Annotated in this window: 12 protein-coding genes and 7 pseudogenes; 2 read left to right on the top strand and 17 right to left on the bottom strand. The window is 33.3% G+C overall.

Annotated features, from left to right (window positions below; all coding sequences use genetic code 11):
• Window positions 1–368 precede the first annotated feature (368 nt).
• From IGJ45_RS03535 to IGJ45_RS03525, 3 genes are all read right to left on the bottom strand, one after another.
• Window positions 369–761, bottom strand: a complete 393-nt coding sequence (locus tag IGJ45_RS03535) for a hypothetical protein (protein ID WP_161667433.1) — start codon at window positions 759–761, stop codon at window positions 369–371.
• A 55-nt stretch (window positions 762–816) separates the two neighbouring features.
• Window positions 817–1,509: a DUF3800 domain-containing protein gene (locus IGJ45_RS03530; protein ID WP_010733550.1), complete on the bottom strand. Its 693-nt coding sequence runs from the start codon at window positions 1,507–1,509 to the stop codon at window positions 817–819.
• A gap of 201 nt (window positions 1,510–1,710) precedes the next feature.
• On the bottom strand, window positions 1,711–1,956 hold the full coding sequence (locus tag IGJ45_RS03525) for a helix-turn-helix domain-containing protein (protein WP_047638989.1): 246 nt from the start codon (window positions 1,954–1,956) through the stop codon (window positions 1,711–1,713).
• 104 nt (window positions 1,957–2,060) lie between these two features.
• On the opposite strand from IGJ45_RS03525, the gene IGJ45_RS03520 reads away from it, so the two are divergent.
• Window positions 2,061–2,834, top strand: a complete 774-nt coding sequence (locus IGJ45_RS03520) for a hypothetical protein (protein WP_010733551.1) — start codon at window positions 2,061–2,063, stop codon at window positions 2,832–2,834.
• Window positions 2,835–2,956: 122 nt separating this feature from the next.
• Window positions 2,957–3,315 (top strand): annotated as a pseudogene (locus tag IGJ45_RS03515) (tyrosine-type recombinase/integrase); the annotation flags it as partial.
• Between the two features lie 3,454 nt (window positions 3,316–6,769).
• Here IGJ45_RS03515 and IGJ45_RS03510 read toward each other — a convergent pair.
• From IGJ45_RS03510 to IGJ45_RS03445, 14 genes and pseudogenes are all read right to left on the bottom strand, one after another.
• Window positions 6,770–7,446: pseudogene (locus IGJ45_RS03510) on the bottom strand (helix-turn-helix transcriptional regulator); the annotation flags it as partial.
• Window positions 7,447–7,491: 45 nt separating this feature from the next.
• Window positions 7,492–7,653: pseudogene (locus tag IGJ45_RS03505) on the bottom strand (helix-turn-helix transcriptional regulator); the annotation flags it as partial.
• A 275-nt stretch (window positions 7,654–7,928) separates the two neighbouring features.
• Window positions 7,929–8,723 (bottom strand): aminoglycoside O-phosphotransferase APH(3')-IIIa, encoded by a 795-nt coding sequence (gene aph(3')-IIIa / locus IGJ45_RS03500; protein ID WP_001096887.1) that lies wholly within the window; start codon window positions 8,721–8,723, stop codon window positions 7,929–7,931.
• A gap of 92 nt (window positions 8,724–8,815) precedes the next feature.
• On the bottom strand, window positions 8,816–9,358 hold the full coding sequence (gene sat4, locus IGJ45_RS03495) for a streptothricin N-acetyltransferase Sat4 (RefSeq protein WP_000627290.1): 543 nt from the start codon (window positions 9,356–9,358) through the stop codon (window positions 8,816–8,818).
• Window positions 9,355–10,263, bottom strand: a complete 909-nt coding sequence (locus IGJ45_RS03490) for an aminoglycoside nucleotidyltransferase ANT(6)-Ia (RefSeq protein ID WP_001255866.1) — start codon at window positions 10,261–10,263, stop codon at window positions 9,355–9,357. The genes sat4 and IGJ45_RS03490 overlap by 4 nt, the downstream gene beginning before the upstream one ends.
• 32 nt (window positions 10,264–10,295) lie before the next feature.
• Window positions 10,296–11,030 (bottom strand): class I SAM-dependent methyltransferase, encoded by a 735-nt coding sequence (locus IGJ45_RS03485; RefSeq protein ID WP_000662263.1) that lies wholly within the window; start codon window positions 11,028–11,030, stop codon window positions 10,296–10,298.
• Window positions 11,011–11,880: a nucleotidyltransferase domain-containing protein gene (locus tag IGJ45_RS03480; RefSeq protein WP_000228166.1), complete on the bottom strand. Its 870-nt coding sequence runs from the start codon at window positions 11,878–11,880 to the stop codon at window positions 11,011–11,013. The genes IGJ45_RS03485 and IGJ45_RS03480 overlap by 20 nt, the downstream gene beginning before the upstream one ends.
• Window positions 11,881–11,982: 102 nt before the next feature.
• Entirely contained in the window at window positions 11,983–12,228 is a 246-nt protein-coding gene (locus IGJ45_RS03475) for a single-stranded DNA-binding protein (protein WP_000567888.1), read from the bottom strand.
• A 35-nt stretch (window positions 12,229–12,263) separates the two neighbouring features.
• Window positions 12,264–12,929: pseudogene (locus IGJ45_RS03470) on the bottom strand (IS1182-like element IS1182 family transposase); the annotation flags it as partial.
• 162 nt (window positions 12,930–13,091) lie between these two features.
• Window positions 13,092–13,352: pseudogene (locus tag IGJ45_RS03465) on the bottom strand (topoisomerase DNA-binding C4 zinc finger domain-containing protein); the annotation flags it as partial.
• A 169-nt stretch (window positions 13,353–13,521) separates the two neighbouring features.
• The gene (gene erm(B), locus IGJ45_RS03460) at window positions 13,522–14,259 is read right to left on the bottom strand and encodes a 23S rRNA (adenine(2058)-N(6))-methyltransferase Erm(B) (protein WP_001038792.1); all 738 of its coding nucleotides are present in this window, start codon (window positions 14,257–14,259) and stop codon (window positions 13,522–13,524) included.
• A gap of 124 nt (window positions 14,260–14,383) precedes the next feature.
• Window positions 14,384–14,467: a 23S rRNA methyltransferase attenuation leader peptide gene (locus tag IGJ45_RS03455; RefSeq protein WP_001814874.1), complete on the bottom strand. Its 84-nt coding sequence runs from the start codon at window positions 14,465–14,467 to the stop codon at window positions 14,384–14,386.
• Window positions 14,468–14,515: 48 nt separating this feature from the next.
• A pseudogene (locus IGJ45_RS03450) lies at window positions 14,516–14,685 on the bottom strand (MLS leader peptide).
• 205 nt (window positions 14,686–14,890) lie between these two features.
• Window positions 14,891–15,865, bottom strand: a pseudogene (locus IGJ45_RS03445) (DNA topoisomerase); the annotation flags it as partial.
• Window positions 15,866–16,172 lie beyond the last annotated feature (307 nt).

The following is a 16,172-nucleotide window of genomic DNA, read 5'->3' as shown; positions in this document are numbered from 1 at the left end:
AATGATTTTTGAATAGAGCTAATCATTTTATTGATGATAATTCATCTTGATTTACTTTCTTATCGTATTCAAAAACGTATTCAAGTGGCGTGCTTTTGATAGGAAAATCATAAAACTTTTTTATCCGGAACTTTGTAAAGTAAAATTATAACTCACCATTTTTTTCTCTAAATTATTCACTTAGCAACGAAACCATATTATCTATTAAACAGAAAAATCTCCCGTATAGGGAGATTACTGGTGCACTGATTATCGGGTTCATTACACAAAACCTTTGCGGATCCCAAACCATAGGTAGAGGACAATCAATATCAACCTATCTGATATTTCATATTTATCATAATCCACAAATCTACTAGTGTCAACAATTATAATTCATATATGATAGGATTTGATTTTATCTTATCGAATACTGAAAGATCATCAATCACATAAGCTGTAACGAATGTTGCCTTCGAATCATTAATTTTCCTTATCACTACTACATAGCCATCAGGCGTTATAAGTGAAGCTCTATGACTAAAATCATGTCTTTTTCTCTTACTGTCCCAACCAGCATAAATCGTAACATTGGGATCCTTCAAAACTTCTTCAATCCAGTCAATCCGTTCAGCTCTTTCTAGTGAAAACAACGACTTATCTTTTGTTCGCCGATTACTATTTTTATAAAAAGCATGATCAAAACGCTCTGGATAAAAACGAACAGGTAATCCTTGGTGAGTCAGGATTGTCGAAGTGCAATATTTCTTTTCATAATGCATCCGATATTCATCCATAGTCTGTAGTTTCTTTAGTGGTCTATAGAATGCCATACAATCACCTCAACATTATCTTAAACACATTGAATTTTCTCTCCGAACCATATGTTGGTTGGATTGCATGATCTAAGTACTCTTCAATCAGTTCAATCAGTTCATTTTTTGCATCGCTAGAATAATCTGCATTATAATATTCGTTAAATACATAGCCTACGGCACCTATCAATAAATCAGCATACTGAACAAATACAGATTCTTTAGAATCAATGGATAAAACAGAGCTTACCTTTGCAAAGCTCGCATAATTTAAAATCCGTTCTAAATCTGGAATTCTTGAGCTCATTTTATTTTGTTTATTATCAAGATAAATTCTATAGGTTTCGTCCCAATCAAACCATTTGTAGAGCATAAAATAGTAAAATTTATAAAATCCTAATTCACCGTCTGACTGATGATATTTTTCTAAATCAACTGCGCTAGAATCCACAACAATACATCGGAATCGAATATGTTTATTTTGAAAAAAATAATCAATTAGTTCCTTGTAAAATTCAATTTTAGAAGGACTCACCTTATTCCATTTAAATTCACCGTGCACATTGTAAGTTTTTTTTAGATATTTTATTTTATTTTTTATTTTTTTTCGTTCACTAGACGGGAACCAAATACCGCCAATAACCATATATTGATCGACTGATTCATCACCAAATATAGTTTCTGGGCGACTTTCGTCACAATAGACCTCTATCATAGTTAGACCCCTCCTTCATTTTCTATTCATCCTTAAGCTACAATAATTCCCGAGTATATTCAATAAGCTAGTATACAACAGACTAACTGTAACATCCAAGTATACCCTAACGTTACACATATCAATCATTATTATACCAGTATTTCTTCGTGACACATAAGGGTGTACCATAATAATTTTAAACGAAATGACTACAAGTAGTCATTGAAGCAAATCTTCATAAGACACCTGCAGAACATCCCTAATAGCTCTCAATTGATCCAACTTAATGTGTTGGCGGCCGCCTTCGATCTTAACCAATGTTTCCCTAGTTATAGCGATTTTCTTGAGCTGTAGGTCTCTAATCAGCTCGGTCTGACCAATTCCTTTTTCTAATCGGATTCGTCTAATATTGCTACCGATTACATTTTCTCTATCATTAATTCTTTCCTCTTTCAAGAATAGCACACCTTTTGGACTAAAATTAGTCCTTTTTCTTATTAATATTAAAGATTTGGTATGCTACAATGGGACTAGTATTAGTCCACGTACGATTTTAAGGAGGAATTTTTTTGAAGAAATTTGCAATCATTCTAACCTACGCTTTACTCATCGGAACTATAAGCGGGTGTAACACTTCTGACACAAGTTCTACAAGTACAGAAACTAGTACAACAACCTCAGAAAAAAATTACCCAATACATTTTTTTCCGGTTCCAGATGGATTTGAAGCTTATTATCATGATAAAAAACTAGATGTTCCTTTATCAGAAACTGAATCTACTGAAAAGATTTTGCCAATTGAAATTGAAAGAAATCAAGACGATATTAAACTAAAAGCTGATCTTCCCTTACTGAACAGCACACAAATTGATAGACATGAAAATATCAAAGTTAATATTGAAAAAGGAGCGTTAGCACAACTTTATACTAAAAAAGTTGAACAATTTTTTGAGGCTGGTGCCAATAAAGACTTTTCAAAAATAAGCGATTATTCGGATAATTTTTTTAATGAAACCCAAGATGAAATCACGAACTCAACTTTGATGGCTGAAGATATGTACAATATGACGTTAAAAAAAATAAAAGCTTACGACCATCCATTAAATCTGACACTAAATAATGGATTACTCTCTTTTGTATTAGCAGGTTACGTTGACTATGAATATTCACCAGATTATTTGGAGACACCTCTTCAACACGAGAACAATGATATTAATTTTAGATTTGTCTACGAGTCAAAAAGTAAAACATGGTTAGTTGATCAATTAAGCACTATAAACACATGCTTCCATGAATTACCTAAACCTGAAAATGAAGCTGATATGGTCATTAAAATCTTCTAAAAAAAGAAGCGTTGAAAAAATTAAATTTTCTTCAACGCTTCTTTTATTGATTCAATTTGCAATATTACTTGAATGTATAATCTGATTTCTAAATAGTCAAAAAACTTCTTGTGGCAGATAATAGAATGAAAATAATGATTCTATATGGCTATAATACGTATTCATCATGATAGTTCTTATTCACTACAAACTAAAACAAGCTTCACTATACTCAAGTAGTAAACATTGGTTAGAATAGATTTACAAAAGGACACCGATGGAACTTCAAATCACTCTACATATATTTAGGCACACCCACTGTAGCTTATTGTTTGAAAGTGGGGCTTTAATAAAAGAAGTACAAAAACGTTTAGGTTTTAAAAATATTAAATCTACTATGAATATCTATGCTAACGTCACACCACAATTCGTTAAGAAAACTGGGAATAAAAAATTCGAGGTACTACAATATCAACGTTTCGAGCAAAGATTTAATTCTTAACAAACTGACTCTTCCAGCAGAAAGTTAGCTTTTCTTAGTGGCTCTAACAGGTGCTCAACGTTGATATAACAGTATTTATTTTTATAATGAATAATTCTGTATCTCGCTAATTTTTGACAATTGTAGTTAGTTTTAATTAAAAAGCACGGATATTTTTTAAAATTTTTAATAACAAGTTTTCTATTGCGAGATACAATAAATACTTGATATTCTCCATTTATTATAGGTTTTATCGATCATAATATCCATGTTTGTTGTCTTGCTCAAAATAGATGTACTGATTACCTTCTTTGACAAAATAATAATGGGAATCATGGTATTGATTTAGTCCAATCTTATCATAATAACAAAACCAAACAATTGTGTATTCATTTTTCAAACAAAACTCATCGATAAAATCCTTTTTTACTAATAGTACTCTCTCTCCACCAATAAATCTTCCATCAAAACAAACACATTCATTCTTATCATTTTTCCATTTATAGTCTGAATCCATTTTCAACTGTCCAAAATCTACCAAAATTTTGCTTGGCATTAGTAAAGAAAGAGACTCATTAGTTTTATCCTCATCTAGTGAAGTATATTGATCAGCTTTTTCCCACCCATAGCAATGACTTGAATGTATATATACTTTTTTATCGTACTCACTTCTCTCTTTTTCCCAGTTAATATATGCTTCATGCCAATAATATTCTCTTAAAAAAATATTGTAAGTAGTTGGTGAAGAGACATTACCAATATCATTCATGGCTTCTTGATGAAGTTTTTTTAATTCAGATTTTTTAACAAATACTGCTCTTCCCATTATTGTTAGATTTTCAGTTTTATCCTGTGTAAAACCTTGAGAACCATCCTTTTGTCTTCTATCATCATTATAAAACGACAAAGCATAGTATTCTTCAGATTCAAATTCTGTTGATATATAATAACGAAGCATTTTTACATCTATATTTTCTTTCATCCAAATATCAGTTAAATAATCGGGTAAAGAAAAATCAAATATTCTTTTTTTGGATAATGGAGGTGTTTCATCTGTTACTGATACGTCTATGTTTCGTATATACGAGTCACTAACAGTCCATTTTTTTTGATAATCCCTTTCTATATTTATTATATGGTCATTTTCGTCCAGCTCCTCTTCATATTCATATAATCCTGAAAAATCTTTATTTGTAATTGCAGAAATCCACAACTCATCCTTGTGTTTTATATATTGATTATATTCATCATCAAAAGTGACTTTAAGATTATAAGGAATAAAATTATCTGAGATATTTGCTAATATCTCATAAAAAGCAATCCACTGATATTTTTTCCCAATTCGTTCTTCTTTATTTGAAAATCTATCAAAGTAACGACCATCCAGAGTATCAAATTCAGAAAACAACTCCGGAGAATAGCCAAGATCTAAGCATAATTTAACAACGATATTACTCAAATCTTGTATATCAAATTGTTCTTCCCAAGGAGAAAGAGCTGATTGAAAAGTGTATCTACCAAAATCGCCATACATTCCATTAGCTCTTCCAAAATTTGTCATCATTGAACGTGTGATACTGCTAAAACCAGAATGTTTTTCATATATTTTTTTTAACTCTAAAATATGTTCATCAGTCACTTCTTCGTATTCCCAAATACCTTCATATTTGGGAAATACTTTAGATAAATCTACTTTTTCGTTTAATGCATTATGATGGATAGCATAATTAATTATTTGACGCCCATAATCCCTCGCTAACACATTGGGAATCAAATCTTCAACATCGAAAAATGAATCATAAACCTGTTTTGATACTTCTTCGATTTTCTTAGGATCATTTAAATTAATTGTTGCTCCGTATATAGCAGCCATAGCACGCTCTACAACGTATCGATCTTTTACATTTACAAAGCTCGAAATGAAAAACTTTATCAATTCTGAATCAAAATTTAATATTTTAACAATTGCAAGAGTTGCCTGATCCCTGTAATATCTATTAGTACTTGAAAGTATCCATCCTAATTGAAGTAATATTAACTCAGCATCTTTTTTATTTGTATATTCGTAAAATTCTCTATACCATTTTGTAAACTGACCAACAAAAGTTCTATAATACTTTGATATATTCATGGTCCAAACTAAATCAATTTCTTGCTGATTTTTTTTCAATAAAAAATTGTGCAACCATCTAGAATTGATAGGAGAATTGTGATTTATTGATAACTGAAATTGAGATGTTACAAAATACATCATTAACTCATTTATCATAGATACATCAGTTTCAATAAATTTTACCAGTTCAAATGAAATTGCACTTGAATTTCTATAAGGAAAACTATCAAAAATAATTTCAAACATTAAATAACTCATTCCTAATTTAGGAAAATACGAAAATATTTCTTTTTTTTCATGATTTGCAATGAGGGTGGAAAGCATAATCAATACTCCATAATTATTGCGTAAGGCTAAATCATCTTTAAAATATGAAGCTAATTCTGGAACGCTTTCCAAATCTACAATTTTTTTAGTTCTTATATATTTTTGATAAATATAATCTGCAATAAAAAAATCACTGAATTTTTCAAATTGGAAATCTAAAAAGATTTTTTCTTCGCCTGCTTCAATAACTTGTAGTAGTCCCTCATTAATTAATTCCTTAAGTAAAATACCGGGACTATCAATAGCTAGTTTATGTCCAACAGTTATTAATTTGTCGTACACGGTGTTATATTCTAGCATTGACCATTTACTTTCAATTTTTAATTCTGAAATAGACAGTATTAATTCATTTAATATACCTCTTTTAGGATCGAAGTTCATTCGGTCTTTTGCAGATAGATTCAACTCTAACTTATTTAGATAATGTTTCATAATGGTTTCTATTGAAAAATTTGAAGTAAATTGCTTTATATTTGAATCTATGAGCAACTGGCATACCATTTTTAAAAACAACGGATTATTATATTCCTCATTAAAAGAGGGTACGGTAGGATACGCCAGTTTATAGTATTGGCAAAATGCTTTAATTGAATCATTAACCGTCCCTTCCAGACCAGTATGCTTCAACTTACTAAAATTTAATTTATTAAAATCTTCTGGAAGAATAGTCATTTCATATTCAGTTCTAATAGATAAAACAATCCCTATATTTGGGTATTCTTGAATTTCTTTTATGAAGCCTATTAGACGCTCTTTCCACAAAGTTAAACCTGCGCCTTCATTTAAAGCATCTATAAAAATTATTGATCGGTTTCCAGTCTCTACGCTTTTTCTCTCAAGCTCCTCCAAAACCGACTTGAAAGAAGAATTAGGAATTCTTAAAGATTCCATAATTTGACTGACAGGATCAGCATTTTTATAAAAATAAGACCCTAAGAATAAAAAAGTTGAATGCCCTCTTCCAGTAAATTTCTTAGCATAATCAGCTAACAAATGACTTTTCCCAATTCCTGCTTTCCCCGTAACTAATAAATAAGGTTGGACTATTTCAATGCCTGATCCATATTCAATCAGCTGCTTGCTCAATATCTCAAAGGAATCTGTCTGGAATTCGATTTCCATTTTACTTCCCAAATCGGTTTCTTCAAGGAAGCCGAGAGAATACCTGTTCTTGATAGAATTGTATGTCTCCCCTTTTTCAGCTCTAAGAATTACATTATATAGTTTTTTATATGAAAGCATTTGTTTTAATATTTGTTCCAAAGAGCCATCATGGCTTTGACAGAGCTCTTCTTCTATGCAAATGCTTTTAATCCGATCCACACGAAAATTCCTATATTCATTTCTTAGCCTGCAAAACCGATTAAGTACCAGTTCTGTTCATAAAACCCCAGTGATATAGGCTCTATCATTCTGCTTTCCGGTTCTTGCCCTCCTGATGCAGGATATTGAATTGATATTACCCTTTTATTGCAGATTGCAGTCTGAATTGCTGCAATAACGTTATCCGCCAATGTATTTTTCTGTCCAGATGTGCTGTACACGTTAATACTGTTCTCCAACTCCTGTGCATAGTTTTTTTCACCATGCTTCAAAATAGATTTGATTTTATACATAGCTGAATCAAAATCCTTTATAAATGATTCATCTCCATGGCAATTTAAAAATTTCCCTGCTGTAATCAATGCACCCACTTCCGCCGCTGTAAACATTACCGGCGGAAGTAGGAAGCCCTCTACAAGAAAATATCCTTTTCCGGCCTCAGATCCAATTGGTATTCCGGCTTCTTCAAGTGTCCGGATATCTCTGTAAACTGTCCTTAAGCTTATATTAAATCGCTGTGCAATTTCTTTGGCAGGAATTATTTTTTTTGATTGCAGCTGAATAAGAATAGAGGTTACTCTGTTAATCCTGTTCAAATTTTATTCCTCCTCTGTGACTTCCATAAAAAGTATATCCTATGCGTTCTTAAGCTAGCTGCTGTTAGTGCTTCTCATTGCACCCTGGTTATAAAAGCCATACTCACAAACCTCTTCACCAAAACTCTTTACATCTCTAATATAGAACTCTATCTAGCGAACTTTTAGAAAAGATATAAAACATCAGAGTATGGACAGTTGCGGATGTACTTCAGAAAAGATTAGATGTCTAAAAAGCTTGTAGTTAAAGCTTTTTAGACATCTAAATCTAGGTACTAAAACAATTCATCCAGTAAAATATAATATTTTATTTTCTCCCAATCAGGCTTGATCCCCAGTAAGTCAAAAAATAGCTCGACATACTGTTCTTCCCCGATATCCTCCCTGATCGACCGGACGCAGAAGGCAATGTCATACCACTTGTCCGCCCTGCCGCTTCTCCCAAGATCAATAAAGCCACTTACTTTGCCATCTTTCACAAAGATGTTGCTGTCTCCCAGGTCGCCGTGGGAAAAGACAAGTTCCTCTTCGGGCTTTTCCGTCTTTAAAAAATCATACAGCTCGCGCGGATCTTTAAATGGAGTGTCTTCTTCCCAGTTTTCGCAATCCACATCGGCCAGATCGTTATTCAGTAAGTAATCCAATTCGGCTAAGCGGCTGTCTAAGCTATTCGTATAGGGACAATCCGATATGTCGATGGAGTGAAAGAGCCTGATGCACTCCGCATACAGCTCGATAATCTTTTCAGGGCTTTGTTCATCTTCATACTCTTCCGAGCAAAGGACGCCATCGGCCTCACTCATGAGCAGATTGCTCCAGCCATCATGCCGTTCAAAGTGCAGGACCTTTGGAACAGGCAGCTTTCCTTCCAGCCATAGCATCATGTCCTTTTCCCGTTCCACATCATAGGTGGTCCCTTTATACCGGCTGTCCGTCATTTTTAAATATAGGTTTTCATTTTCTCCCACCAGCTTATATACCTTAGCAGGAGACATTCCTTCCGTATCTTTTACGCAGCGGTATTTTTCGATCAGTTTTTTCAATTCCGGTGATATTCTCATTTTAGCCATTTATTATTTCCTTCCTCTTTTCTACAGTATTTAAAGATACCCCAAGAAGCTAATTATAACAAGACGAACTCCAATTCACTGTTCCTTGCATTCTAAAACCTTAAATACCAGAAAACAGCTTTTTCAAAGTTGTTTTCAAAGTTGGCGTATAACATAGTATCGACGGAGCCGATTTTGAAACCACAATTATGATAGAATTTACAAGCTATAAGGTTATTGTCCTGGGTTTCAAGCATTAGTCCATGCAAGTTTTTATGCTTTGCCCATTCTATAGATATATTGATAAGCGCGCTGCCTATGCCTTGCCCCCTGAAATCCTTACATACGGCGATATCTTCTATATAAGCGTACCGGTTCCAATTTTTTCGCAGTTTAACTTTTCCGACGCATTTATCGTCTTGGTAGTAAAGATATATTATCTTATCAGTATTGTCAATATATTCAAGGCAATCTGCCTCCTCATCCTCTTCATCCTCTTCGTCTTGGTAGCTTTTTAAATATGGCGCTTCATAGAGTAATTCTGTAAAGGTCCAATTCTCGTTTTCATACCTCGGTATAATCTTACCTATCACCTCAAATGGTTCGCTGGGTTTATCGATATCTTTCAGGTGCCCTGCTTTCATTTCTGTAATCACTGTTCCCGCCTCTCTTCTATATCAGCGGCATATGTGCTATCCAGGCAGCCGGTTTTACCAGTGTATTTTTTATACATGTCCCTGGTATATTTTGTTATATTCCTATCATACTCCGGATAGGCATAATGAAGCCTTTCCGCCACCTCACCGGATACCGCCCTGAACAATTGATGGCATAGAAATAATGCTTCCCATATGTTTTCATAGGAATCCATCCGGTAGGTGGACAAAAGTTTCTCCCACAAATCCTCGGATATATACCTTTCAATAAACTTATAGTTCTTGCCTACACTTAATTTAAAGCCTGTTTCGATGCCGACCTTCCATGATATCATTCTCAGCAGCTCATGGCGAACAATCTGATTAAAATGATCAATAGCAAATAAAATTTCCTTACGGCACAATCCTTTAATAACATAAGGTGTTACATTCCAAAATTCATTGCAGCAATCATCATACTCCCTTGCGCTTGGCTTTCTTACATGATAATCTATATCAGTCGGAACTATGTCCCTTTTAATTCTACAATCTTTATCAATTAGAACCTTTATTAATTTATCGCCCTTTAGGTAATTATCTAACTCTTCCAAGGGCAATAAGGTAAGATCAATTTTATTGTAATCATCAAATAGCATAAGATAGGAAAATCCCTTTTCTTCAGGTGGGAATAATTCCATATCCTCCGGCTTTTGCATCATTATTATATTCCCAAATTGATTAAGCCAGTCATCATTAGATATAAACGGTTCTATATCACTTACAAAATATGTAATATCATAATCCTGAAATTCATCTTTAGGTATATTAATATTTGCGCGTGACCCCTCAAGGGTCACAATTCGAATACGTTCATCCTGTTCTGCTAAAGAAAGTACTAAATCCATCATTTCTTTTTCTGATCTCATTTACATACTCCTCGTTTATTTTTTCTATATTATTACATCTTCTTTTTTGCCGATACAATCAGCATCATTGGGCGTCGCATTTCATCCGCCATCCCCGGAATATCCATCATGTTCTCTGGCGGCTGTGGCTCCACAATCTGATTTATTATAAAACTATTTGAAAGCAGTGTATTTAGATATGTGGTCAGTGTTCTATGATATTTTGTAACCTTTTCTTCCAAAAACATAGCTGTCCGTTTGCCCTCATAATAATAATTGTCCACCGGGAAATGCAGTATTTCTCCTTTTTCGTTATAATACCAGTCTTGTGTTCCATGAGCAGTAAAAACAGGATGTTCAACTGTAAAAACTAAATTGCCACCAGCCTTCAGCATCCTATATATCTTTTTTATTAAATTCTCATAGTCTGCTACATAATGAAACGCAAGCGAACTTAGTATTACATCAAAGCTCTCCTCTGGGAAATCCACATCTTCTATGGCACAGCATTCATATTCAATCTGTGGAAAATGGGTTTTTCCTTTTGCTACTTCGAGCATTTTATGAGAAATATCAACACCTACTACAGAGGAAGCACCGTTTTCCATCGCATATATACAGTGCCATCCATAGCCGCATCCTAAATCAAGCACACGCTTACCCTTAAAATCAGGTAGCATCTTTTTCAAAGTCTCCCATTCTCCCGCACCAGCCAGTCCTTTCTGCGAGCGACTCATTTGACTGTATTTTTGAAAAAATATATTATCATCATATTTGTTTTCTTTCATCTGAACTCTCCTCGTTTAAAAAGTTATTTATCTCCGATACAATTTCATTCACTTCATTATAAAGCTTCTCGGTCATGTCGTAGCATTCAAAAAGTGAGATACCGAGTACTTCAAAAATATGATTTACCTTCTCGGTATATTTTTCAGGTTTATGTTCAAAAGTTTCAAGCAGTTTTATAGCTTTCTTTTCGTTGATACAATAAGCATTATTACATGCAAATAACACTTGATTTAAACATGAAACTATACGAAAAACATGACCCGCAATATAATATTTATCGTCTGTTCCCGAATTTGCTTTTACAAACATTAAAGAGAACCCTGCTTCAAACATAAAAAAGTTAACTAAACTTTTCTGCAAAGCATTGGGATAAGTTTCTGCCTGTTTTTTTAATTCGCATAAGCTTTCATTCTTAGCATATAGTATTTTGCTAATCGCTAATTCTCCTCGATACATTGCACTAATATAACCATGGGGATGCCCAGTCTGATAATTGGCAGTAACAATTCCGTGCTCTGTATCTTTCATTATTTGTTCCACACGTTTAATATCACGTAAAATTAAATCCACATGATACCCGTTTATGACTAACCATCCGCCGCCATTAATCCAATCACCCCATGCTCCGGGAGGTACAACAAGGTTATTTCTATGCTCATCATCCAGCTTTGTAGCGAATTGATTAATAGTATTTATGTCAAATGATTCTGAATTGTAATAGATGCCGATATCTATATCCGAATCCTCTGTATGGGTGCCCCTTGCACGTGAACCACCTAAAACAATACCTTCTATATAAGACAGAGAGGATAATTTCTCTGCTACTGATTTAATAATATTATCTACCATCAAGCATGCTCCTTTTATCGATTCACTGCTGTAAAAATTCCAAGCCAAATCTTTTGCTTCTACTCAACATATTTATAATTTTTTTAATTTCACAAAAGATAGTTAAAACTTATCAATTGTCTTTTTATACCTCTGCTGATTAGATGAAGTCTTTTCAATAGCCTTTAAATTACCATTCATTTTGCTAACATGGTTTAAAAATAACGTTCCAAGCAGAAGTCGATCCTTTCTGGGTATCCTATTCCCCACATATCCCTTGAATAAATCTTTAACAAGAAAAACTTCGCCATCATTTAGATTTTCAGTTTCTCTAATAGCTTCTTCCAATAGCTCATTTACATCAATCATGTTGTCCACTCCTTATTAATAATGGGTCAGCCCCCTTCTACTGTTTCGGTTTGGTCAATCGCTTCAATTAATTGATTTTCCTTTTCTTCCAAAGATTGACGAATCCTTTCAATCTCTTCTATAGAAAGTTCATCCTTTAAATCATCTATTAACTCAGGTAAGATTTTTGTTTCCACCATTTGTTGGTAGTTTTCAAGGGCTTTTTGATCAAGGCTATCCTTATACTTTAAAATACTTTTTTTCCAAACGAAAGAGTATTTATTCGCATCCGCTTCAATTTTTGTACCATCAATGTATAGAGCACTGCCACTGATTAAGCCACTTTGAACCAGTAGCTCACGAAATTGAACAAATGAATGATCTAGAATATCGTTCATAATCGGATGAACGCGAAAACGATTAATAGTACGAAAGTTAGGGAATTGCTCTTGAGATAAGTAGCGCATCCGAATACTATCTATCAGCATATTTTGTATTTGGCGGCCCGAATAAACCCCTTGAATATAGGCACAAAGAATAATGGAAAGTAGCATACGAGGATGATATTGGGGTCTACCCATAGATTGATAATAAGGAAGAAAGACTTCATCGGGAATAGAGTCAACAAACTGCACAATGGCATGAGCAAAATCATTTTCTTCTAATTTAATTTCAAGATCTATAGGCAAACAAAGTTGGTTTATGGTATAATTTTGATACATGATAAAGCACCTCTCTCAAATGGATTAATCACCTATATTATAGCAGAGTGTGCTTTATTTTTGTATTCACTTTCAAAAGATAAATAGAGGTCTTTCCACTACTATCTAAATGGAAAGACCTCTATTTTTCATATAGGAGCTACTTTTGGGTCAGCCCCATGTTTATTTTGAAAAAGAGATAAAATCAATATATCCCTTTTCCCCAATTTTTACAACGGCATTGTAGGGCTTTTTCTCTTTGTTTTTGATTCCTTTTACCAGGGTTTCTTTTCCCTCCAGTAATTCTTTTACATTCGTTTTGGTTAGTTTTTTCTTTCTAAAATGTTCAGCTAAAGTAAACTTACATTCAGGATAATTTGAACAACCATAAAACGATTTTTTTAATACAATATTGTTGCCACACTTAGGACATTTTCCTACAAGGGGTCCCGAGCGCTTAGTGGGAATTTGTACCCCTTATCGATACAAATTCCCCGTAGGCGCTAGGGACCTCTTTAGCTTCTTGGAAGCTGTCAGTAGTATATCTAATAATTTATCTCCATTCCCTTTAGTAACGTGTAACTTTCCAAATTTAAAAAAGCGACTCATAGAATTATTTCCTCCCGTTAAATAATAGATAACTATTAAAAATAGACAATACTTGCTCATAAGTAACGGTACTTAAATTGTTTACTTTGGCGTGTTTCATTGCTTGATGAAACTGATTTTTAGTAAACAGTTGACGATATTCTCGATTGACCCATTTTGAAACAAAGTACGTATATAGCTTCCAATATTTATCTGGAACATCTGTGGTATGGCGGGTAAGTTTTATTAAGACACTGTTTACTTTTGGTTTAGGATGAAAGCATTCCGCTGGCAGCTTAAGCAATTGCTGAATCGAGACTTGAGTGTGCAAGAGCAACCCTAGTGTTCGGTGAATATCCAAGGTACGCTTGTAGAATCCTTCTTCAACAATCAGATAGATGTCAGACGCATGGCTTTCAAAAACCACTTTTTTAATAATTTGTGTGCTTAAATGGTAAGGAATACTCCCAACAATTTTATACCTCTGTTTGTTAGGGAATTGAAACTGTAGAATATCTTGGTGAATTAAAGTGACACGAATGTTCAGTTTTAATTTTTCTGACGATAAGTTGAATAGATGACTGTCTAATTCAATAGACGTTACCTGTTTACTTATTTTAGCCAGTTTCGTCGTTAAATGCCCTTTACCTGTTCCAATTTCGTAAACGGTATCGGTTTCTTTTAAATTCAATTGTTTTATTATTTGGTTGAGTACTTTTTCACTCGTTAAAAAGTTTTGAGAATATTTTATATTTTTGTTCATGTAATCACTCCTGAAGTGATTACATCTGTAAATAAATACAGAAGTTAAACGATTTGTTTGTAATTTTAGTTATCTGTTTAAAAAGTCATAAGATTAGTCACTGGTAGGAATTAATCTAACGTATTTATTTATCTGCGTAATCACTGTTTTTAGTCTGTTTCAAAACAGTAGATGTTTTATCTACATTACGCATTTGGAATACCAACATGACGAATCCCTCCTTCTTAATTACAAATTTTTAGCATCTAATTTAACTTCAATTCCTATTATACACAAAATTTTAAGATACTGCACTATCAACACACTCTTAAGTTTGCTTCTAAGTCTTATTTCCATAACTTCTTTTACGTTTCCGCCATTCTTTGCTGTTTCGATTTTTATGATATGGTGCAAGTCAGCACGAACACGAACCGTCTTATCTCCCATTATATCTTTTTTTGCACTGATTGGTGTATCATTTCGTTTTTCTTTTTGTGCGCCTAAATTTCCCACAATCACTCACTTCTTTCTATTTCTTCTTATTCTTATTTTATCATCAACAATCACAAATCACTTGTGATTTGTGATAAGTGATTTGTGATAAGTGATTTGTGATTAATATATAAAAGCCCTCTTTAAAGGGCTTTTATGTTTATTTTGAGAAAGATATAAAATCAATATATCCCTTTTCCCCAATTTTTACAACGGCATTGTAGGGCTTTTTCTCTTTGTTTTTGATTCCTTTTACCAGGGTTTCTTTTCCCTCCAGTAATTCTTTTACATTCGTTTTGGTTAGTTTTTTCTTTCTAAAATGTTCAGCTAAAGTAAACTTACATTCAGGATAATTTGAACAACCATAAAACGATTTTTTTAATACAATATTGTTGCCACACTTAGGACATTTTCCTACAATACTTTTTTCTGCTTCTTTTTCTTTCTGTTCCTGGTAATCAGAAAAATTTAGTTTTTCTATATCGTTAGGTACAGCTTCCAGTAAATGAACAATGAATTTTTTGATATTCGTAATAAAGTTCTCTTGATTGCCTTCTCTTTTACCGATTTTTTTTAAATACGTTTCCCATTTAGCCGTCATTTCAGCACTCGTTAAAAGGTGCTGACTTTCAACTGCCTGGCACAATAATTTTCCTTTTTCAGTTACAACAAGCTTATTCTTAATCACTTGGATATATTCTTTTTGTTTTAACGCTTCAATAATACTTGCTCTTGTCGCTTCTGTTCCAATCCCCTCAACTTCTTGTAAAATCTTGATTGCTTCTTCATCATCAACCGTTTTATTCGCCGTTTTCATAGCAGTTAATAATGTACCCTCTGTAAAAGCTTTTGGCGGTTGCGTTTCTTTTTCAACACTCTTAACACCAACTTCGGCACGTTCGCCAATGATAACGAGTGGTAACGTTTGAACGTCCTCTTTTTCTTCTTTGGTTTGTTGTTTGAAAAGAATTTTCCACCCTTCTTGCTTTGGTGTCTTTCCGATCGATTGAAACAGCAAATCAGCTACTTTCGTTTGTATCTTGGTTTCTTCATACAAGTAATCAGGTAAAAACATGGCAACGGTCGTTTTAACGACTAAAGCATAAATTTTTCGTTGTAAATCGTCCATTATTGCGGACGTGTCAGATTCTCTCTATCATTTTTCAGTGCATAGATTACTTGTAATACACGGCCATGTTTTGTAAACTTTTTTAGTTAGTCGAATATTTTTTAAATGTGCGTTTCATACCATACGGTTGATAGATTTTCTCCTATTTTTTTAATCTTTTATCACAACTTTTATCGTTTTTTCTTCTGAAAAAATTCTTGCTTACATCATTACATAGTTTCCAAAAAGATACATTACTAGTAGAAACAACAAGATTCCTTTATTTCCCGCTGAAATGGGAAGAATATTTTAAATATTTTTTCTCCTTTAACTT

Source organism: Enterococcus sp. DIV0574 (assembly GCF_051711125.1).
Taxonomy (GTDB): Bacteria; Bacillota; Bacilli; order Lactobacillales; family Enterococcaceae; genus Enterococcus_D; species Enterococcus_D gallinarum.
The sequence above is the reverse complement of the archived record's forward strand: the minus strand, read 5'-3'. Positions and strand labels throughout refer to the sequence as shown.